Genomic DNA, 18,878 nt, shown 5'->3' on the forward strand with positions numbered 1-18,878 from the left:
CCCACTCATTTATAGATGTCAATGCGCTTGCGCGACTAGTAATGTTGCTTTATTAGCGATTCTAGAGACAGGGCGGTGACACGACCGAAAACCTGCCGACAACGAAGAAAATGGAGGGGTGAACGATGAAGGAGCATGTGATTCGCAGCCTGCTGGCGTCGAGCGCGCTGGTTTCGGCAGCCTGCTGCATACCGGCATTCGCGCAGGCGCAAACGAGCGGTGAAGCCGCCGCACCGGCCACCGGTTCCAATCCGCCGATTTCCGACGAGGCCGCGCAGGAAATCATCGTTACCGGCATTCGCCAGAGCCTGGGCGCAGCGCGCGATCTCAAGCGCGATTCCATGCAGTTCGTCGATGCCATCGTGGCCGACGACATCGGCAAGCTGCCCGACCGCAACGTGGCGGAATCGCTGGCCCGCGTCTCCGGCGTCCAGGTGGACCGGGGCATCGGCGAAGGCTCCAACATTTCCGTGCGCGGCCTGCGCCAGAACGTCTATCTGTTCAACGGCCGCGAGATCTTCGACGCCACCGGCCGCGGCGGCACCGGGCTGGACCAGCTGGGCAGTTCCACTTACGGCCTGCTCGCGCTGGTGCCTTCCGAACTGATCTCCCGCCTGCAAGTCACCAAGCTGGCCGGCTCGGACGAGATCGCCGGCGCGCTGGGCGGTATCGTCGATATCGAGACGCGCATGCCGCTGGACGGGCCGAACCAGATCGCCGCCCGCGGCGGCATCAGCTACGACGACCTCACCGAAAAGCCGAGCTACGAGATGTTCGGCCTGGCCTCGCACAAGTTCGCGGACGACACGCTGGGCGTCCTCGTCTCCGCCTCCTACGGCCGCCGCCGCCTTTCGCAGCAGGGCCTCGACACGTTTGCAGGCTATACCCGCTTCACCGATGCGGCCGGCGCCACGCACTTCGGCCTCTCCGATGCGCGGCCCGAGGAAATCGACGAGACGCGCAGCAAGTTCGGCCTCGACGGCGTGATCCAGTGGCGCCCCTCGCCGGGCATCGAACTGACGCTGGACAGCTTCTATTCCAAGCTGGTTTCCGACCGCGAACGCTACTGGCTCTCGTTCAACCCGTTGGTGGGCCTCACCAATGCGACGTATTCGCCGGACAACGTGCTGATCTCCGGCCGGTCCACCGCGCCGGTCCTGACCAACACCGAATATGCCAAGACCAAGGCCGATACCTGGTCCACCGCGCTGCACGGCGACTTCGAGGTGACGGACACAATCCACACCAGCGCCGAAGTCTCGTACAACCGCTCCACCTCCAGCTACGACCAGAACTACTTGCGCCTGCAGCCGGTCGCCGGGATCACGCCGACGATCGACTTCGATCTCTCCAGCGGCGACCTGGGCGCCTATTCGATCAACGGCATCGACCTGACCGATCCTGCCCAGCTTCGCTTCACGATCCTGTTCGACAACCTCTACCGCGCCCGCACCGAGGCCACGGCGCTGCGCAACGACTGGGACTTCAAGCTGGGTGACGGCTTCCTCGACAAGCTGCGCGTCGGCGCGCGCTACCAGCGGCTCGACACCCGCGCCAACCCTTCGTTGGCGGACATTCGCCCGGCCGGCGGCATCCCGGCGACCCAGCTGGGCGATTACGTCCGCCTGCGTTCCAATCCGGACTTCGCCAGCGGCGACTTCGCCGGCCTGCCGCGATCCTATCTCGTCGCCACCGACCTCATCACGGGCGGATGCAGCAGCTGGACGGACTTCCCGCAAGTCTCCCAGGCCGCCGCCTGCCTCAACCCGACCGCCACGACGACGTCGCAGGCCGGGACATACGAGATCAAGGAGAACTTCTACGAAGGCTACGGCAAGCTGGAATTCGCCACCCAGGGCGGGTTCAGCCTGAGCGGCAACATCGGCCTGCGCTATCTGCATCGGGGGCTGACCTCGATCGGCAACCTGATCAGCAGCACCGGCGCGGCCACGCCCACCACGTTCCGCCGCAGCGACAACGAATGGCTGCCTTCCGCAACCGTGAAGGCCGACATCGCCGACGGGCTTGTGCTGCGCCTGGGCGCAGCCAAAGTCCTGGCCTTCCCCAATACCGCGGACCTCAACAACGGCCTGACCCTGTTCAACACGGCGGTCTTCGTGGACGGGGTGCAGATCACGCCCGGCACCGGCAACGGCGGCGCGCCGGACCTCGATCCCTACAAGGCCTACCAGTTCGACGGATCGCTGGAATACTACTTCGGCCGCCAGGCGATGGCCTCGCTGGGTCTGTTCTACAAGGACGTCTCGACCTTCATCGTCTCGGAACAGAGCGCGGAAGTCTACGGCGGCGTGAACTACCTCATCAACCGCCGCGTCAACGGCGACGGCGCCAAAGTGAAGGGACTGGAGGCACTGGTGCAGTTGCCGTTCTACTTCCTGCCGGATCCGTTCGACGGCTTCGGCCTGATGGCGACCTACTCCTACATCGACTCCACCACACCGATCCGCGACGTGGTGGGCCGCACCCTGGCCTTCCCGGGACTTTCCAAGAACAACGTCAATCTCGTGGGCTATTACGAGAAGGGGCCGGTCAGCCTGCGCGTCGCCTACAACTGGCGCGATGCCTACCTCGTCAGCCTTTCGGCTGCCGGAACCGGCATCTACAACGACAATTACACCGACCTTTCGGCAACGTTCCGGTACGACATCACGCCCAGCGTCTCGCTCAACCTGGAGGCCAACAACATCCTCAACGAGCACCAGCGCACGTATGACGGCACGCAGGACGCCTTGCGCACCAACCTGTTCTTCGGGCGTATGTACAAGGCCAGCGTCAGCATGAAGTTCTGACGGACGCGAACGGCCGGAGGGGAAGCGGAGTGGAAGAAAGCGAACTGAACGGCCGGGTAGCGCTCGTCACCGGCGCGGCCAGCGGAATTGGCGCGGCGATTGCCCGGCGGTTCCGCGCTGCCGGAGCCAGGGTTGCGGGGATGGACCTGCAACCAGCGAAAGAGGCCGACCTGCCGCTGCTGGCGGACTTGCGCTCCGATGCGGCCGTGGCAGCGGCCGTGCAGCGCATGGAGGAGCAGCTCGGCCGGGCGGATATCCTCGTTCACGCGGCTGCGGCATCGGTTCCGGGCGGCGCCCTGGATACCGATCCTGCCGCTTATGCCGATATCTACGACGTCAACGTCATCGGCGCCGTGCGGCTGCTGCGCGGTGTCGTTCCCGGCATGCGCAACCGGCGCAAGGGATCGGTGCTCCTGCTTTCCTCGATCAACGCGCGCTTCGCCACGCCCAGCCTTGCCGCTTATGCCGCATCCAAGGCCGCACTCGAAAGCCTCACGCGCACAGTCGCGCTGGAGCTTGCGCCCGAAGGCATCCGCGTCAACGCCATTGCCCCGGCCTCGATCGACACCCCGCTCCTGCGCAGTTCGTTTGAAAGCCAGACGGACCCGATCCGGGCGCGCGAAGACAATGTTCTGCGCCACCCGCTCGGGCGGCTGGGCATGGCCGAGGACGTGGCCGAACTGGCCCTGTTCCTGGCCTCAGACCGCGCCGGATGGATCACCGGCGCCATACACCCCATCGATGGAGGCGCCGGTGTCACACGCCGCTAAGACCGAATCCGAAGCCGATATCGTCGGCATAAACTGGGGAAGCACCAACTTCCGCGCCTATCGCATCGCGCCGGATGGTTCCGCGATTGACGAATATGCCGCGCCCACCGGCGTCGCCGCGCTCGACCGTGACGGCATGGTGGAGGCCGTGGCCGGGCTGGTGGCGCGCTGGCCGGACCATGGGCCGATCTATGCGTCCGGGATGATCGGATCGAACATCGGCTGGGCCGAGGCCCCTTACGCGCTGGCACCTGCCGGACTGGGCGAAGTCGCCTCCGCCTGCGTCCCGGTCGAGATCGGCGGCACGCCGCTGCGGATCGTTCCCGGCATTGCCTGTCGCCGCGCCTTCGACGACGCGCCCGACGTGATGCGCGGCGAGGAAGTGGAGCTTCTCGGACTTCTCGCCATGGGGCAGGCGCAGGGGATCGCGGCCCTGCCCGGCACCCATACCAAGTGGGTGCGGATCGAGGACGGCCGCATCGCGGACTTCTTCACCGCCATGTCGGGGGAAATCTTCGACCGCCTCACGCTCCAGGGCCTGCTCGCCTCGGTCGTGGAGGGCGAGGCAGTGGAGGGCGATGCCTTCCACGCGGGCGTTGCGGCCGGAAAGTCGCGGAGCCCCGGTCTTGCCACCCAACTCTTCGGCGTGCGCGCGAAAGTGGTTCGCGGCGACCTGCAGCGCAGCGAGAGCCCGTCCTACTTGCGCGGACTGCTGATCGGCTCGGAGCTGGCGGACGCGCTGGATGTCAGCGCGGACTTCGGCAAGGCACAGATCCCCTTGATCGGGAACGGCCCGCTGTCGCGTCTCTACGCGGCCGCGCTGGCGTCGATCGGGGTGGAATCCCGCTTCATCCCCTCGGGCGAGGCCTGCCTGAAGGGATTTCGCGCCATCCATGATGCGCGGAACGGGGATTGATAGCCAGAGGGGCGGCGGAACACGCTGCGCCCGATCGGCTGGGGCATTCACCGCCTAGGCATCTGAATGCCGCGGCGTATACCTGCAGTGCCAATGGCCAGCCCGCGGGGCCGGCCAGGCACTCAGGTCAAACCGGATAGCGCCGGTGCAGCGTCAGTCGGCCAGGGCCAGCTTGGCGGCAGGCGCAGTCGATGCATCCGCGCGGCGGGTTTCGATCTGGCTGCGAATGTCGGCCACGACGGCGGCGCGGCAATCCTGAGCCTTGCGCTCGGCGGCGAGGTGAACGCTGGCCATCTTTTCACCGCATACCGTGCGCGCGGCCTGGTCCATGCGAATGGCAAGGCGCTGCTGCCCGTCTGCCGTGGCGAGATCGAGACCCTTGATTTCGAGAACCGTCTGGTCCTTCGCGAACGGATTTTCGCCGGTAGCTGCAGTGGCCGACGTGGCAAAAGCCAGCGACGCCAGCGCAAGAACGCCAATCTTCATCATCTTCTCCCAAGCAGACACAAGGAGTCACACGGTGGCGACCACCGCACTCATAGCGCCCGATCAAAGAAATGACAATCGATCAGCTCATTTATTCACTCCAACCGTCAATTTTTGTTCAGCGTATTACTAGCACTGCTAGTTCAGTAATACTTCCAAGCATTCCGATCGGCAGTTCAACCTGCCGGGTATCCCTGCTGTCGCTTCCCGCCCCGAGGGTGGTGACGGCAATGTTCCGCGCACCGGGCGCCGACCAGGCCCGCACCGTCTCGACCGGAAGCAGCACTTTCCACGAGCGCCGGCCTTCCGCCTCTACCGGATGCCCGTTGATCAGGACTTGCGCCTGCGGATCGCTGCGTGCGCCCGAGACGAGCAGGCAGTCCGCATCCGCGCAGGAAACCAGTTTCGCGCCGGGGTGCTGGGCAGCCTGAGCCGAAGGCGCGCAAGTCATGGCGGCGGCCAGAACCCCGGGAGCCAGAACCCCGAGAGCCAGTCCGCCGAGAGGCCTGCGCCGCCCGGCCCGAACCTCTGCGGCGCGATGGGGAAAACGCCGCCTCATCGGCTGGTCCGGCGCTGCGCGTTACCGCCTGCAGCGCCCCGGATCGCCCCTGCCCGCGCCTCCATGCCGTCGCGAAGGAACCGCAGGACCGCCGAAGCGGCGATGCGCAGCGGGCCTGCCTGCCGGGAGTGCTTGCTGGGAAGATCGTTCCTGACGCTCATCTACCGCCTTCACCTTGTGTCTGGTGAAAAGACTGCAGTGCCGGAGGTCATCACGGCAGGGGTAAAATCCCGATGCCGCCCATAGATCGGATCTATGATCGAGGCTGGGCGCGCAGACGGCGAAACACTTCGTCGATGAACAGCTGGGTCGCCGTGTCGCGTTCCGGCTCGGAGCGGGCGAGCAGGAAGATGTCGTAAGCCGGTTCGATATCAGCATGGAGCAGCGGCCAGAGCGCGCCCCGCTCCACTTCCGCGCGCACGGCAGGCATGGGCAGGAAACCCATGCCCACCCCGCACAGGATCAGTCGCCGCGCCTCGTTCATGTCGTCGGCCAGGCCGGTCACCCGCGTGCCCAGCCTGTAGCGGCGGCGCAGATGCGTGATGACCTCGATCTCGTCACTGCCCATGAGCACGAAAGCCTCGTGCTCCAGTTCGCGCGGCTGAGTGATGCGGTAACCGAACAGCGGATGATTGCGGGCGCAATAGAGTTGCTGGCGTTCGACGAACAGCGGCTCGTAGACCAGGCTGCCGCGCACGCTGTTGTCGTAGCCGATGCCCACTTCCACCTCGCCCGCCTCCAGCGCCTCCAGCACCTGCCGCCAGGCGGAGACGCGGATTTCTATGCGGATGTCCGGATTGCGCCGGTGGAAGCTCGCGATCGCTTCGTCGAATTCGGGAGAGACGATGGCGGACACGATCTGGATCCGCACCACCCCCTCGACCCGCCTGGTGGCCTGGGCCACCTGGTGCGGCATCATCCGCGCCGATTCGAGCATGTCCTCGCACAGGATCATCATCGCCTTGCCGGCGGCGGTCATCTCCACGCCATTGGCGGAGCGATGCAGCAAGGTGGCGCCGACATGGTCTTCCAGCCGCTTGAGCGCTGCGCTGACGCTGGGCTGCTGCTTGCCAAGCTGCCGTGCCGCCGCGCCGATTCCCCCTGCTCGCACGATATCGACGAAAGTGCGCATCAGGTTCCAGTCCACCCGGCTGGCGAACTTCCTGTCAGTCAACGGCGTAGGTTCGCTCATGCGTCATCTGTCCCATCGGCGCCGGTACCGCAGCGATCGAACAGAACCGGACGGATCGGCCAACCGGAAGCGGAAGCGAACGCAGTCCGGCCGCTCCCGACGCTATCTATCTGTTCTTCTTCAATTCCGACTTCGGCCACCAGGTCAGCGTATGCTCGTCGTGCGCCGTCGTCCACACGCCTGACGGCGTAAAGCGCAGCGCGCCGCTGCCGGCCGGCTTGCCGAAGCGCGATTCCACGGCGCCGGTCCCGGCATCGATGGTCGCAAACACCTGGTCGTCCGTGGTGCGCAGCCAGATCCTGCCGCTGCCCGCGTCGATATCGCCCCACTTGAGGTTCTCCCCGACTTTCGTGCGGCCGGTGACCGTCACGGTCTGGGGATCGATGCGGGCCAGCGTGCCATCGCCTTGTTCCTGGACCCAGACCGCCCCCTCGCCCGCAACCAGGAAGCCCGGTTCCGCACCGAGCGGAGCGCGCCCGGTGACGGTGTTTGTGGCCGGATCGATGCGCTGGACCGAGCGCTCCGCCGCGCTGACCGCCCAGACCGCATCGAAGCCGAACGCAAGGTACCAGGTCCCGCGATCGACCTTTACCGAGGCAATGACCTGGTTGGTCGCCGGATCGATGCGCGAGACGGCGCCCTTGTCATCGCTGGCCACCCAGATCGAGCCGGCGCCGGCAACGACGTTCAGCTCGCCCTGCGGATTGGCGATGCCCGTGGGGATCGTCGCGAGCACTTTGGCCGAACGGATATCGATGCGCTTAACGGCCAGTTCCTGGCAGTCCGCCAGCCAGAGCGAGCCATAAGCCACCGTCATCGCCCCGCAGGCGCGGCTCACCGGCACTTCCGCGAGCTTGCCCTTGCGGGACCACTGCTCCACTCTGGTGCGGTTGGTGGTCCAGACCGTCTTGCCGTCCACCGCCAGGAAGTCCGCGAAGCCCGGCACGGCGATGACCTGCTCCGCATGGGCCTGGCCAATGCCTGCCACCGCGGCGCCGGCCATGGCAGCGCCGGTCAGAGCCGCCATCGAAATCCACTTGCGCATGCTAACCCCCTGTTTCTCGTACCGGTGTTTGCTCGTACCGGCTTGTGTCGAGCCGCCCGCTCAGGCAGCGCGTGCCACGAAGGCGCGCCAGCCGCCCAGGCTGGTGATGTCCTCGGCGCCGTCCAGGGCGCGGGACTCGGCCACGAAGCCCTTGACGCTGCTGCCGTCGGCCAGGGTAACCGTGCCGATGGCCAGCGGCGCCGGGACGTCGACGACGAAGCTCCCGAACTCGGCGACACCCAGTTCATAGACTTCCACCTTGATCGGTGCGCCATCCGCGCTGTGGACGAGCGCGGGCTTGGGCGGCACGCTGTCCGCCATGGCGTAGAGCCGGTAGTTGGGCGCGGTCTCGAAAGCCCCCACGAATTCGGCATCGCGGGAGGTGAGCTGCCAGTGCAGCGGCATGTCCTTGAGATGGGCGCCGACGACGGCGAGCTTAACGGTCTGCATCTTTCCCTCCAGATCGAGTGGTGGCGTTGACGGAAGCGCGGCGGCCGAAAGATAGGCATCGGCAGCATCGAACAGGGCACGGTCGCTGTCGGCAGGGCCGATCAGGGTGATCCCGAAGCCGGTGGCATTGGCGCGGATCCCGGCGGGCACGGCCAGTGCGGCCATGTCCAGCAGGTTCACGAAATTGGTGTAGAGCCCGAGGTTGCTGTTGAGCGCCACCGGCGCCGCCAGCATCTCGGCCACGCGGTACGTGGTGCCGGTGGTGGGGAAGGCCAGCATGTCCAGCTCGTTCCACAGGAGATCGGCATGGCGCTTGAGATCGGCCATGCGGTAGATCCCGTTCCACAGCTCGGTAGCGGCGATAGCCGCACCCGGCTCCACCACCGCGCGGACGGTCGGGTCCACGGCGAGCGGGTTGGAGGCCAGGATCCCGGCCATGGCCGCCGTACGCTCGGCAACCCAGGGGCCGCCGTAAAGGAGTTGCGCTGCCTCCAGCAAGGGCGCGAGGTCGATCTCGACGATTTCGCCCAGCGCGGCGAGGTGGGTCAGGGCCTGGTCGTAGAGGTACTCGGATTCGCCGTCGCCGAACCACACGCGCTGCTCGCGCCGCGGAACGCCGATGCGGCGCAGGGCGAGCGGGCGGTCGGCCAGTGGCTTGGAGTAAGGATCAGCCGGGTCGAAGCCTGCCACGACCCTGTCCACCAGCCGCGCATCGGCCGTGCTGTCAGTGAAGACGGTGATGCAGTCGATGGAACGGCAGGCGGGTACCAGCCCGCGCGTGCTCCAGCGGCCCTTGGTGGGCTTGAAGCCGATCAGGTGGTTGAAGGCGGCCGGCACGCGGCCGGACCCGGCCGTATCGGTGCCGAGCGCGAAGGCGACCAGTCCCGCCGCCACCGCGATCGAGGAACCGGAACTCGATCCGCCGCTGACATAGGCCAGGTTCGAGGCATTGCGCGGAATGCCGTAAGGGCTGCGCGTTCCGTTGAGGCCGGTGGCGAACTGGTCGAGGTTGGTCTTGCCCACGCAGATCGCCCCGGCCGCCAGCAGACGCGCGACCACATCGGCATCGCTCTCGGGCTCGTAGGCGAAAGCGGGACAGGCTGCCGTCGTTTCCAGCCCGGACACGTCGATATTGTCCTTCACCGCGAAGGGGACGCCCGCCAGCGGCAGGTCTTCCCCGGCTGCGACGCGGGCGTCCACGGCGCTGGCGGCAGCCAGGACATCCTCACGGCTGGCCCGGCTGATCCAGATCTGCGGCTGCACCGCGTCGTAAGCCTCGATGCGCGCCAAGGCATCCTGCGCCACGGCGAGCGCCGAGGTCGCCCCGCCCCGGACGGCGGCGGCGATGTCCTGCACGCCGAGACGGCCAGCTGCGGTTGCGGTTGCGGTTGCGGTCAGGGCGGTGATGGCGGGCCCGCTCATGCGCTGCGCCTCAGGGCCAGCATCGGCGCGCCGGGCTGAAGCGACTGCCCTTCGCGCATGTAGAGTGCCGCCACCGTTCCCGCGCCGGGGCTTTCGACCGGACATTCCATTTTCATCGCCTCGATCACGGCGATCCTGTCGCCTGCCTCAACTCTGTCACCCGCTGCCACGAGCAGCCGGGTGACGCTGCCGCCGTAAGGCGCCTCCACGAGGTCCGCGCCGTCGGGCGGGACGATCGCGGCTTCCACCGGGACTTCCACTTCGGCGGCCGCCTCTGCCTGGTCGAATTCACCCCGGCGCTGCCAGTCCTCGCGCTCATCGTCGAAGGCAGCCTGCCTGCGGGCCTCAAATTCGGCGATCCCTTCCGCATTGTCCGCCAGGAAGGCGCGGTAGTCGGCCAGCCGGAATTCGGAAGGCTCGATCGTGATCGACCGGCGCCCGGCAGGAAACTCGCGGCGCCATTCGGCCAGTTCCTCGGCGCTGACGGGATAGAAGCGGATCTGGTCGAAGAAGCGCAGCAGCCAGGGCTTGCCCTCGGTGAAGGCATCGGTCTGGCGGTAGGTGTTCCAGACCTGGGTGGTGCGTCCGAACAGCTGGTAGCCGCCCGGCCCCTCCATGCCGTAGATGCACATGTAAGCGCCGCCGATGCCCACCACGTTGGGCGGCGTCCAGGTCCGGGCGGGATTGTACTTGGTGGTGACCAGTCGGTGCCGCGGATCGACCGGCGTGGCGACGGGTGCGCCCAGATAGACGTCCCCCAGCCCCATGACGAGGTAGTTGGCCTCGAAGATCAGGTTCTCCACCGAGGCCTGGTCGGGCATGCCGTTGATGCGGCGGATGAACTCGATGTTGTCCGGGCACCAGGGCGCATCGTCGCGCACGGTGGCCATGTACTTCTCGATGGTCTCGATCGTCGCCGGATCGCGCCAGCTCAGCGGCAGGTGGACGACGCGCGAGGGGATCGTGAAGTCCTCCAGGTCGCCCAGCCGCTCTTCCGCCGCGATCAGCGTGGCGAGTGCCGCGCGCTGGTCCATCGCGGCACCGTCGAAATGGAGCTGGAGCGAGCGGATGCCCGGCACGATGTCGATGATGCCGGGAAGCGCCAGGCGCTCCAGTTCCGTCATCAGAGCATGGACGCGGATGCGCAGTTCGATGTCGAGCACGATCGGGCCGTATTCGACCAGGATGTTGCGATCGCCCTGCTGGCGATAGACGGTGCGCGGACGGCCCGGACCCTCGGGAATCTCGCCGAGGATGGGGGAAAGCGTCTCCACCGGCCGCACCGGGGAAGCGGCGGGCACGGCGCCCGTCGCCACGAGGTCGCGCTGCATCGCATCCGCCGCCGCCGCATCGTCGATGGTGACGGGGGCGAAGCGCAGCTTGTCGCCCGGCGCGAGCTGGCCGATCTTCCAGCGGTCGGCCGCGATCACCACGAAGGGGCAGACGAACCCGCCGAGCGAGGGACCGTCAGGACCGAGGATGATCGGCATGTCGCCGGTGAAGTCCACCGCGCCGATCGCGTAGGGATTGTCGTGGATGTTGGAGGGATGAAGCCCCGCCTCCCCGCCGTCGGTGCGCGCCCAGCGGGGTTTCGGACCGATCAGGCGCACGCCGGTGCGGTTGGAGTTGTAGTGGACTTTCCACTCGGCGGCGAGGAAGGTTTCGACGTCCTCACCCGTGAAGAAATCCGGCGCGCCGTGCGGGCCGTAGAGCACGCGCAGCGTCCATTCGCTGCCGATCTCGGGCAGCCGCACCGAAGGGAGCGCGGCGCCGACATCGTCGCTGCCCAGGTGCAGCGTGTCTCCCGCCAGCAGGCGGCGCGCGGCATGGCCGCCGAACTGGCCAAGCTCGAAGGTGCTGCGGCTGCCCAGATAGGGCGCGATGTCCAGACCCCCGGCGAAGAGGATATATCCGCGCAGGCCCGCCGTGGAGGCGCGGCCGAGCGCCAGCGTCTGGCCTGCGGCCACATCGACCGGCACGCCGCGCGCCACCGGCTTGCCGTCCAGCGTGGCGCCGAAGTCCGCGCCGGTCAGGCAGATGCGGGCCGGTGCGACGAAGGATAGGGTCGGCCCGGTGACCGTGGCTTCCAGCCCGGCAGTGCCTTCGGGATTGCCGAGCAGCCGGTTGCCGAGGCGGAAGGACTGGTCGTCCATCGGCCCCGATGGGGGGACGCCCACGGCCCAGAACTTCTGCCGACCCGGCCAGTCCTGCACCGTGGTCGCGGTGCCGCCGCTGACCACGCGGAACGCGCGCGGCTGGTAGGCGATCGTGTCGAGCACACGGGTCGAGACTTCGCCGCTGACGAAGGGCGCAGAGCGCACCACTTCGCGCAGCCAGCGCAAGTTGGTTTCCATGCCGTCGGCGCGGCTGCCGTCCAGCGCCCGCTGCGCGGCTTCCACCGCCTCGGCGCGGCTTGGCGCGTGAACGATCAGCTTGGCCAGCATCGGGTCGTACCAGGCGCTGACCGTGCTTCCGGCCGTGCACCAGGTCTCGGTGCGGATGTCGTCGGGAAACTCAAGACACGTCAGCGTGCCCGAAGTGGGCCGATAGTCCAGCGAGGGATCCTCGGCATAGAGCCGCATCTGCACCGCATGGCCCTGCGGCACCGGTGTGCCGGCGTCGAGGAAGGCATAGTCGCCGCCAGCGCCGCGCACCATCCACTCGACCAGGTCGATGCCCATGACCGCCTCGGTCACGCCGTGCTCCACCTGGAGGCGGGTGTTCATCTCCAGGAAGAAGAACTGCTCCCGGTCGGCGTCGTAGAGATATTCCACGGTACCGGCCGAGCGATAGGCCGCGGCTTCGCCCAGGCGGATGGCCGAGGCGATCAGTTCGGCGCGAACATGCTGGGGCAGCAGCGGTGCCGGGGCTTCCTCGACCACTTTCTGGTTGCGGCGCTGCAACGAGCAGTCGCGTTCGCCCAGTGCCATGACGCGCCCCTGCCCGTCCCCGAAGAGCTGGACCTCGATGTGGCGCGCGCGGCGGATGTAGCGTTCCAGGAAGACGCTGGCATCGCCGAAGTTGCTGAGGCCCTGCCGCGCGACCGCGTCGAAGGCTTCGCGCAGGGCCGCTTCGTCCTCGCAGACGCGCATGCCGATGCCCCCGCCCCCGGCCGTGGCCTTGAGCATGACCGGGTAGCCGATCTGCGCAGCGGCCTCCACGGCCTCTTCCTCGCCCGTCAGCAGGCCGGTGCCCGGTGCCAGCGGCACTTCGTGTGCTGCCGCCAGCGCGCGGGCGCTGTGCTTAAGGCCGAAAGTGCGGATGTTCTGCGTGGTCGGGCCGATGAACATGATCCCCGCCGCCGCGCAGGCCTCGGCGAATTCCACGTTCTCCGCCAGGAAGCCGTAGCCCGGATGGATCGCCCCTGCCCCGGTCCGCCGGGCGGCGTCGAGGATCGCCGGGATGTTCAGGTAGCTATCCGAGGGCTTGGCCCCGCCGATGCAGACGGCCTCGTCCGCCATGGTGACGTGGCTGGAACCCTCGTCCGCTTCCGAGTAGACGGCGACAGAGCGAAGGCCCATGCCGCGCAGGGTGCGGATGATGCGGGTGGCGATCGCGCCCCGGTTGGCGATCAGGACCGTGTCGAAGCTCATGCGGCGACGATCATGCGAACGGGCGTAGGATTGAAGCCATTGCAGGGGTTGTTGACCTGCGGGCAGTTGGACACGACCACGATCACGTCCATTTCCGCGCGCAGGTCAACGGTCAGGCCCGGCGCGGAAATTCCGTCGACGATGCCCAGCGACCCGTCCGGCTCGACAGGTACGTTCATGAAGAAATTGATGTTGGAGACGATGTCCCGCTTGCCCCGGCCTTCGGTGAGGTTGGCTTCCAGGAAATTCTCGACGCAGGCATGCTCGGCCTTGGTGTGGTGGCCGTAGCGCAGCGTGTTGGATTCGCACGAGCAGGCGCCGCCGATGGTATCGTGGTATTCGACCGAGGTGGCGGCAATCGTCATCAGCGCATTGCCTTCGTTGGACAGCAGCCGGGTGCCCTGCCGCAGGAACAGGTTGCCCTGCGCGGCCACGGTATCCTGCGCGCTGTAGCGCTCGGCATCGTCGGCGGCGGCATAGAGCAGGAAGTCGACGGCCTGGTTGCCTTCAAGGTCGACGATGCGCAGCGTCTGCCCGGCCTGGACATGGTGCAGCCAGGGCGCGCGGGCGGGGACGGTCACGTCGTGGATCACGGCGCCCGAAAGGCCGGCGAGATGGGGGTCGGCGGTCATGCAACCTGTCCTTTCAACGACGGAAATAGTCTTCGACATTCCGGAAGGCGCGCAGGCCTTCGGGGCTGGCGGTGCGCAGCGGATCGTCCTCGCCCGTCACCGCGCCGCGCCATGCCGAGGCGCGCAGCGGCGTGACGCTCCAGCTTGTCCGCGGATCGAGGACGTGAGGCACGTTGGCGATCACCACGATCACGTCCATCTCGGCGCGCAGGACCAGGCTGCGATCTGGCGCGAAGGGGCCGACATCGGGCGTGATCCCGCCGTCCGCCTCGATCCGCGCGCCCTTGAACAAGGTGACGCAGGGATGCACGTCGCGGCGGCCGAGACCATGCTTGGCAGCGCCGAGCAGGAAGCGGTCACGGCCGTTGGGATAGTCGCCGCTGTTGCGGCCATCGCCGTACTTCGCCGCATTGGTGGCCGCGTTCGAGGTGCCGCAGAAGGTGTCGTGGGTACCGGCCTCGTCTTCAAGGATGCTCATGAGCACGCGCCCCATGTCGGACAGCAGCAGCTTGCCCGCGCCGAGATAGGCATTCCACTGAACCTTGACGGTATCGGCGACGTTCAGGCGCTCGGTCGGCATTTCCGCATTGAACACCAGCAGCGAGGCGCAGGCGTCGCCGGCAAGGTCGATCAGCCGCAGGCGCGATCCGCGCGAGAGCCGGCGCGTGGCATAGCCGCCTGCCGCGATGGTTTCCTCCCACACGAGGTCAGCGCCGTCCACGCCCTCGGGCAAGTCTTCGGCAACGGGAGGGAGCACGGGCATGCTCTCCACGATCGTCCCTGCCATGGCGCGGGCATGGTCCCGCGCGGCGAGCGGATCGGCCAGGGTCTGGGTCATGAATGCGCTCCGGTCTGTCTGAATGCATTGCCGTGCTGGTCGTAGAGCGGCGGCAGGAGGGCGGTGGTGGTGACCAGCTCAAGCTGCTGCACCCCGCGCACCCGGCGAATGGCGTCGCACAGTTCCTTCAGCCGAACGGCCGGTCCCTGCACGAGAAGAACTTCAAGCGACTGATCGTCTTCCAGAACGACGTGCTGGGAAGAGATCACTTCCTTCAGGTAACTGGCCTGCGTCTGGGAAAGCAGGTGCCGCACCCGGCCCCGCTCGCCCCGATAGACCAGGGTAATTGTGCCCGCGAGCATCTCGTCCGGGCGCATGAGCGAGCCGTGCTCCGCAAGCGCGTGGCGGATCAGCTCGGCGATGAGCTGGGAGCGCGACGGCAGCGCGCGTTCGGCCACCATCATGTCCAGCTGTCTGAAGAGATCTGCCGGGAGGCTCATGCTGAGCCGCGCCAGGCTTGCGGATTCGGAGCCCATGCCCACTCTCTTTTCAATTATTACCAATTACGTCAATAGTAATATTTTCGAGCTGTTCGGGTGCCGGCTCGGCACGCTCGCGCATCGGCAGGTCGTAGACCACTGTGGCGCCGAAACGGTGGGGCGCGTGGGGATCGTGACGACGCTTGTCGAGCGCCAGAACGCGGGTTCCCAGCGTGAAGGCCTCGCGGATGTCGTGCGTCACCATCACGATGGTCAGCGAATATTCCCGCCACAGGCGCAGGATCAGCGCATGCATGTCCGCACGGATGCCGGGATCGAGCGCACCGAAGGGCTCGTCCAGGAGCAGGATGCGCGGCCTTTTCACCAAGGCCTGCGCGATCGCCAGACGCTGCTGCATGCCGCCCGAAAGGTGCGCCGGATAGAGGTCAAGGCTATGCCCCAGGCCCACGGCGGTCAGCATCGCCGTCGCTTCCTCCTCCGCCGCGCGCCGGGCACTGCCGAACAGGCGTCCGAGCAGCGGCGCCTTCTCGCACTCCAGGCCCAGGGTCGTGTTGCGCAGCGCCGTCAGGTGCGGGAACACCGAATAGCGCTGGAACACCACGCCGCGGTCAGGGCCGCATTCGGGCGTGAGCGGCGTTCCGTCCATCAGGATCTTGCCCTGGCTCGGCCCTTCCTGTCCCAGGATCAGCCGCAGGAAGCTGCTCTTGCCCGCCCCCGAGGGGCCGACGATGGAAACGAAGGAACCTTCCTCGATGTCGAGGTTGAGTTTCTCGATGATGATGCGGTCGCCGTATTCGACCCAGACATCGCAGAAGCGCAGCAGAGTGCTCAATGGCTTGCTCCATGGGCCCAGGGGAACAGTCGCCGGCTGAGGAACGTGAGGGCCACGTCGATCAGGATCGCCAGCAGGGCGATCCAGGCGACGTAAGGCAGGATCACATCCATCGAGAGATAGCGGCGAACGAGGAAAATGCGGTAGCCGAGGCCGACGTCCGAGGCGATCGCCTCGGCGGAAATCAGGAAGACCCAGGCCGGCCCGAGCGCCAGGCGCATCGCCTGGAGCAGCCGCGGCATCGCCTGTGGCAACGCCACGCGGATCATCACCTGCCAACTGCTCGCGCCCAGGGTCTGCGCCTTGATGATCTGCTCGGTCGGCAGAGCGGCGACATGGGCCGTGATGTCGCGGATCATGACCGGGGCGATGCCCACCACGATCAGCGCGACTTTGGCCGTCTCGCCCAGCCCCAGCGCGATGAACAGGATCGGCAGCAAAGCGATCGGCGGAATGACGGCGATGCCGGTCACCAGCGGCCCGAAGGTAGCGCGTACCGGCGGCAGCACCCCCAGCGCCAGACCCACCATCAGCGCCATCAGCGTCGAGATGCCAAGGCCGATGCCCAGACGCTGCAGGCTGGCGAGGGTATCCGCCCAGAACACCAGTTGTCCGGTGAGCTGGTCGGGCTGGAACAGCAGCGCCGACATGCTTTCGGCCATGGCCCCCGGCAGCGGCAGGATCTTGTCGGCCGGGTTTACCGCATGCCGGCTGGCGGCCATGACGATATAGACCAGCACGAGCAGCAGGATCGGCGTGGCTCCCAGGAACAGCCGCCCCCCTCGCCCGACGTGACGATTCACCCAGCGCATTGTCGTTGTCTCACTTTGCGAGATGTTGGCGTCGTGGCGGGTCGACTGCGAAACTGCCGCAATCGAATCCCGCCTGCCGAACTAGAGCTTTCCGTCGGCCGCCATCTTCATGAAGCTGTCGTCGAAACGCAGCGTGACGTGCTGCGCGTCGCCCAGCGTCTTGCCGCCCGGGAAGGACATGCCGACGGCGTCGGCTGAGTTCGATCCCTTGAACAGCCCCTTGGAGAAGCTGAAGTCCCGCACCCGCGTCATCGTCGTGATCAGCGCCGGAGCATCCGTTGCGGCCACGGCGGACTTGGGATCGGCGTAGAGATGCGTGGTGCCGAGCTGGGAGTCGAAGGATTCCGGGGTGGCCCCTGCCAGCTTCGCCATGGCCGCGCGGGCGGCCTTGCCTTCGGCATCCTGGCGGATCATCAGCGCCGTCGTCTCGTACCAGATGCCGGCCAGCGCCTTGCCCAGGTTGGGATTGGCCTTGAGCGTGGCCGTATCCACGCAGAGCAGGTCGAGGATCTCTCCGGGAATGTCGGCGGAGCTGAACACCAGCTTCGCACCCGGCTGCGCCTTCATGGCGTTGAGCTGAGGATTCCAGGCGACCGCGACCTTGACGTCGGGGCTGGCGAAAGCACCGACGATATCGGCATCGCCGGTATTGACCGTCTTCACGTCCTTCAGCGCCAAGCCCACCGAATTCAGGCCGCGCGCCAGGAGGTAGTGCGAAACCGAAAGCTCGACCAGATTGACCGTCTGGCCCTTGATCGCCTTCAGATCGCCCCCTCCGGCATTCGAAATGCCTTTCATCAGCACGCCGTCGTTGCCGTTGGAATAGTCACCGACGATGATCGCGCTGGTGTCCTTGCCGCCAGCGGCCGGGATCGTCAGCGCGTCCATGTTAGCGACGGTCACGCCGTCCAGCTTTCCGGCCGTGTACTGGTTCACCGATTCAACGTAGTCGTTCACTTGCACGACGTTGATCTTGATGCCGTACTTGTCCGCCCACTTCTTCACGATGCCCGCCTGCTGGGCATAGGGCCAGGGCATCCACCCCGCGTAAATCGACCATCCGATATTGAACTCGGTGCGCTTGGGCGCCTCGCTCGGGCCTTGCGAGCAGGCTGCAGTGAGAAGCACGCCCGCCATCAACGTGGCCTTGGCAATGCGACGGATCGGTACGATCATGAGTCGGTCCCCTTTCGCAGTGCAACATTGCTGCGATTCGAAAGGTTGTCCATCGAAAATTATTACGCTGCGCGTGTTTTGTAATACTTGCGCCAGCTGCCGCGCGTGACGGCGCGGCACAGGGAGCGGTTGATGCGGCCTCAGGAGCATGTGCGCGGGAACGCGCGATCAGCGCCCCCCTCCCGCCCCGAGAGATCAGGCCGCCACTTCGTCCTCGGATTGCCGCTTGCGTGCGGCGCGGTCCGCCGTCCCCGCCAGCTCGTCCTGCTCATGCAGCGGCGGAAGCAGCGCCGTCGTGGTGACGAGCTGGAGCTGATGCACGCCGCGAATGGCGCGCAGGGCATCGCAGAGATCCTTCAGCCGCGCGGCGGGACCTTGCACCAGCAACACTTCGAGCGACTGGTCATCCTCCAGGAACACATGCTGCGAGGAGATGACCTCCTTCAGGTACTCCGCCTGGCTCTGCGCCAGTTGATGCCGCACCCGGCCCTTGTCGCCCCGGTAGACCAGGGTGATCGTGCCCGCCAGCATCTCTTCCGGCCGGGTCAGCGCTTCATGTTCGGCCAGGGCGTGACGGATCAGCTCGGCAATGAGCTGCGAGCGAGAGGGCAGTCCGCGTTCCTCGACCATCGCATCGAGCTGGCGGAACAGGTCGGCGGGAAGGCTCATGCTGAGCCGGGCCAGACTGGCGGCGTCGGTCTTCACGCTGCATCCCCTTGGGCCATCGTCATAATCCTTGCATCTGCGGCTTCGTCCCGAAAACCGGAGGGCGGGACGATCCTTTGCGATCGACGCTGGGCCGGTTGGGGGACGGGTGTCAAGAGCGTGCCGCGCTTCATGCCCAGAGGGTCCGCGCCCGAAACCCGGTCGTGTTACGGGGATAGTCGGTAAATATTACCGTTGCA

At 66.9% G+C, this 18,878-nt stretch carries 17 protein-coding genes; 3 read left to right on the plus strand and 14 right to left on the minus strand.

Translation table 11 applies throughout. The features are described 5' to 3' along the window. Positions 1-125 precede the first annotated feature (125 nt). Genes EDF58_RS13085 through EDF58_RS13095 form a run of 3 tightly spaced genes read left to right on the plus strand, consistent with a single transcriptional unit; the run spans position 126 to position 4,496 of the window. Complete coding sequence (locus tag EDF58_RS13085; protein ID WP_132266051.1) at positions 126-2,810, plus strand: TonB-dependent receptor; 2,685 nt, start codon at positions 126-128, stop codon at positions 2,808-2,810. Between the two features lie 29 nt (positions 2,811-2,839). Beyond that, positions 2,840-3,580 carry an SDR family oxidoreductase gene (locus EDF58_RS13090; RefSeq protein ID WP_243654231.1) on the plus strand — a complete coding sequence of 247 codons (741 nt, stop codon included), beginning with the start codon at positions 2,840-2,842 and terminating at the stop codon, positions 3,578-3,580. Next, the gene (locus tag EDF58_RS13095) at positions 3,564-4,496 is read left to right on the plus strand and encodes a 2-dehydro-3-deoxygalactonokinase (RefSeq protein WP_165921398.1); all 933 of its coding nucleotides are present in this window, start codon (positions 3,564-3,566) and stop codon (positions 4,494-4,496) included. Before EDF58_RS13090 ends, EDF58_RS13095 begins: the two co-directional genes overlap by 17 nt. 153 nt (positions 4,497-4,649) lie before the next feature. On the opposite strand, the gene EDF58_RS13100 is transcribed toward EDF58_RS13095, so the two are convergent. The 14 genes from EDF58_RS13100 to EDF58_RS13160 form a co-directional block, all read right to left on the minus strand. After that, a complete protein-coding gene (locus tag EDF58_RS13100) occupies positions 4,650-4,982 on the minus strand; it encodes a UrcA family protein (RefSeq protein WP_132266055.1) in 333 nt (110 codons plus the stop codon). Positions 4,983-5,100: 118 nt separating this feature from the next. Next, positions 5,101-5,541 carry a hypothetical protein gene (locus tag EDF58_RS13105; protein ID WP_243654232.1) on the minus strand — a complete coding sequence of 147 codons (441 nt, stop codon included), beginning with the start codon at positions 5,539-5,541 and terminating at the stop codon, positions 5,101-5,103. Further along, on the minus strand, positions 5,538-5,702 hold the full coding sequence (locus EDF58_RS25860) for a hypothetical protein (protein WP_165921399.1): 165 nt from the start codon (positions 5,700-5,702) through the stop codon (positions 5,538-5,540). The genes EDF58_RS13105 and EDF58_RS25860 overlap by 4 nt, the downstream gene beginning before the upstream one ends. A 92-nt stretch (positions 5,703-5,794) precedes the next feature. Next, complete coding sequence (locus tag EDF58_RS13110) at positions 5,795-6,733, minus strand: LysR family transcriptional regulator (protein ID WP_132266057.1); 939 nt, start codon at positions 6,731-6,733, stop codon at positions 5,795-5,797. Positions 6,734-6,839: 106 nt separating this feature from the next. Then, positions 6,840-7,778: a YncE family protein gene (locus EDF58_RS13115; RefSeq protein ID WP_132266059.1), complete on the minus strand. Its 939-nt coding sequence runs from the start codon at positions 7,776-7,778 to the stop codon at positions 6,840-6,842. Between the two features lie 60 nt (positions 7,779-7,838). Then, the gene (atzF, locus tag EDF58_RS13120) at positions 7,839-9,650 is read right to left on the minus strand and encodes an allophanate hydrolase (RefSeq protein WP_132266061.1); all 1,812 of its coding nucleotides are present in this window, start codon (positions 9,648-9,650) and stop codon (positions 7,839-7,841) included. After that, positions 9,647-13,243, minus strand: coding sequence for an urea carboxylase (gene uca / locus EDF58_RS13125; protein ID WP_132266063.1), 3,597 nt, complete (start codon positions 13,241-13,243; stop codon positions 9,647-9,649). Before uca ends, atzF begins: the two co-directional genes overlap by 4 nt. Then, positions 13,240-13,875 carry an urea amidolyase associated protein UAAP2 gene (locus EDF58_RS13130; RefSeq protein WP_132266065.1) on the minus strand — a complete coding sequence of 212 codons (636 nt, stop codon included), beginning with the start codon at positions 13,873-13,875 and terminating at the stop codon, positions 13,240-13,242. The genes uca and EDF58_RS13130 overlap by 4 nt, the downstream gene beginning before the upstream one ends. Positions 13,876-13,888: 13 nt before the next feature. Further along, the gene (locus EDF58_RS13135) at positions 13,889-14,713 is read right to left on the minus strand and encodes an urea amidolyase associated protein UAAP1 (RefSeq protein WP_132266067.1); all 825 of its coding nucleotides are present in this window, start codon (positions 14,711-14,713) and stop codon (positions 13,889-13,891) included. Continuing rightward, complete coding sequence (locus EDF58_RS13140) at positions 14,710-15,189, minus strand: CopG family ribbon-helix-helix protein (RefSeq protein WP_132266068.1); 480 nt, start codon at positions 15,187-15,189, stop codon at positions 14,710-14,712. Before EDF58_RS13140 ends, EDF58_RS13135 begins: the two co-directional genes overlap by 4 nt. A gap of 13 nt (positions 15,190-15,202) precedes the next feature. Then, positions 15,203-15,985, minus strand: a complete 783-nt coding sequence (locus tag EDF58_RS13145; protein ID WP_132266070.1) for an ATP-binding cassette domain-containing protein — start codon at positions 15,983-15,985, stop codon at positions 15,203-15,205. Continuing rightward, positions 15,982-16,797, minus strand: coding sequence for an ABC transporter permease (locus tag EDF58_RS13150; protein ID WP_132266072.1), 816 nt, complete (start codon positions 16,795-16,797; stop codon positions 15,982-15,984). The genes EDF58_RS13145 and EDF58_RS13150 overlap by 4 nt, the downstream gene beginning before the upstream one ends. Positions 16,798-16,878: 81 nt before the next feature. Then, the gene (locus EDF58_RS13155) at positions 16,879-17,973 is read right to left on the minus strand and encodes a putative urea ABC transporter substrate-binding protein (protein ID WP_132266073.1); all 1,095 of its coding nucleotides are present in this window, start codon (positions 17,971-17,973) and stop codon (positions 16,879-16,881) included. A 195-nt stretch (positions 17,974-18,168) separates the two neighbouring features. Continuing rightward, positions 18,169-18,642, minus strand: coding sequence for a CopG family ribbon-helix-helix protein (locus EDF58_RS13160; protein WP_132266307.1), 474 nt, complete (start codon positions 18,640-18,642; stop codon positions 18,169-18,171). Between the last annotated feature and the right edge of the window lie 236 nt (positions 18,643-18,878).

It is taken from the genome of Novosphingobium sp. PhB57, assembly GCF_004342985.1.
In the GTDB taxonomy this organism is placed as follows: Bacteria; Pseudomonadota; Alphaproteobacteria; order Sphingomonadales; family Sphingomonadaceae; genus Novosphingobium.

Bases quoted from the DNA above. Each gene is read 5' to 3' on its own strand.
- EDF58_RS25860 (WP_165921399.1), bottom strand. From the start codon at position 5,702: ATGAGCGTCAGGAACGATCTTCCCAGCAAGCACTCCCGGCAGGCAGGC.
- atzF (WP_132266061.1), bottom strand. From the start codon at position 9,650: ATGAGCGGGCCCGCCATCACCGCCCTGACCGCAACCGCAACCGCAACC.
- EDF58_RS13100 (WP_132266055.1), bottom strand. From the start codon at position 4,982: ATGAAGATTGGCGTTCTTGCGCTGGCGTCGCTGGCTTTTGCCACGTCG.
- uca (WP_132266063.1), bottom strand. From the start codon at position 13,243: ATGAGCTTCGACACGGTCCTGATCGCCAACCGGGGCGCGATCGCCACC.
- EDF58_RS13135 (WP_132266067.1), bottom strand. From the start codon at position 14,713: ATGACCCAGACCCTGGCCGATCCGCTCGCCGCGCGGGACCATGCCCGC.
- EDF58_RS13140 (WP_132266068.1), bottom strand. From the start codon at position 15,189: ATGGGCTCCGAATCCGCAAGCCTGGCGCGGCTCAGCATGAGCCTCCCG.
- EDF58_RS13155 (WP_132266073.1), bottom strand. From the start codon at position 17,973: ATGATCGTACCGATCCGTCGCATTGCCAAGGCCACGTTGATGGCGGGC.
- EDF58_RS13130 (WP_132266065.1), bottom strand. From the start codon at position 13,875: ATGACCGCCGACCCCCATCTCGCCGGCCTTTCGGGCGCCGTGATCCAC.
- EDF58_RS13150 (WP_132266072.1), bottom strand. From the start codon at position 16,797: ATGCGCTGGGTGAATCGTCACGTCGGGCGAGGGGGGCGGCTGTTCCTG.
- EDF58_RS13085 (WP_132266051.1), top strand. From the start codon at position 126: ATGAAGGAGCATGTGATTCGCAGCCTGCTGGCGTCGAGCGCGCTGGTT.
- EDF58_RS13110 (WP_132266057.1), bottom strand. From the start codon at position 6,733: ATGAGCGAACCTACGCCGTTGACTGACAGGAAGTTCGCCAGCCGGGTG.
- EDF58_RS13105 (WP_243654232.1), bottom strand. From the start codon at position 5,541: ATGAGGCGGCGTTTTCCCCATCGCGCCGCAGAGGTTCGGGCCGGGCGG.
- EDF58_RS13115 (WP_132266059.1), bottom strand. From the start codon at position 7,778: ATGCGCAAGTGGATTTCGATGGCGGCTCTGACCGGCGCTGCCATGGCC.
- EDF58_RS13160 (WP_132266307.1), bottom strand. From the start codon at position 18,642: ATGAGCCTTCCCGCCGACCTGTTCCGCCAGCTCGATGCGATGGTCGAG.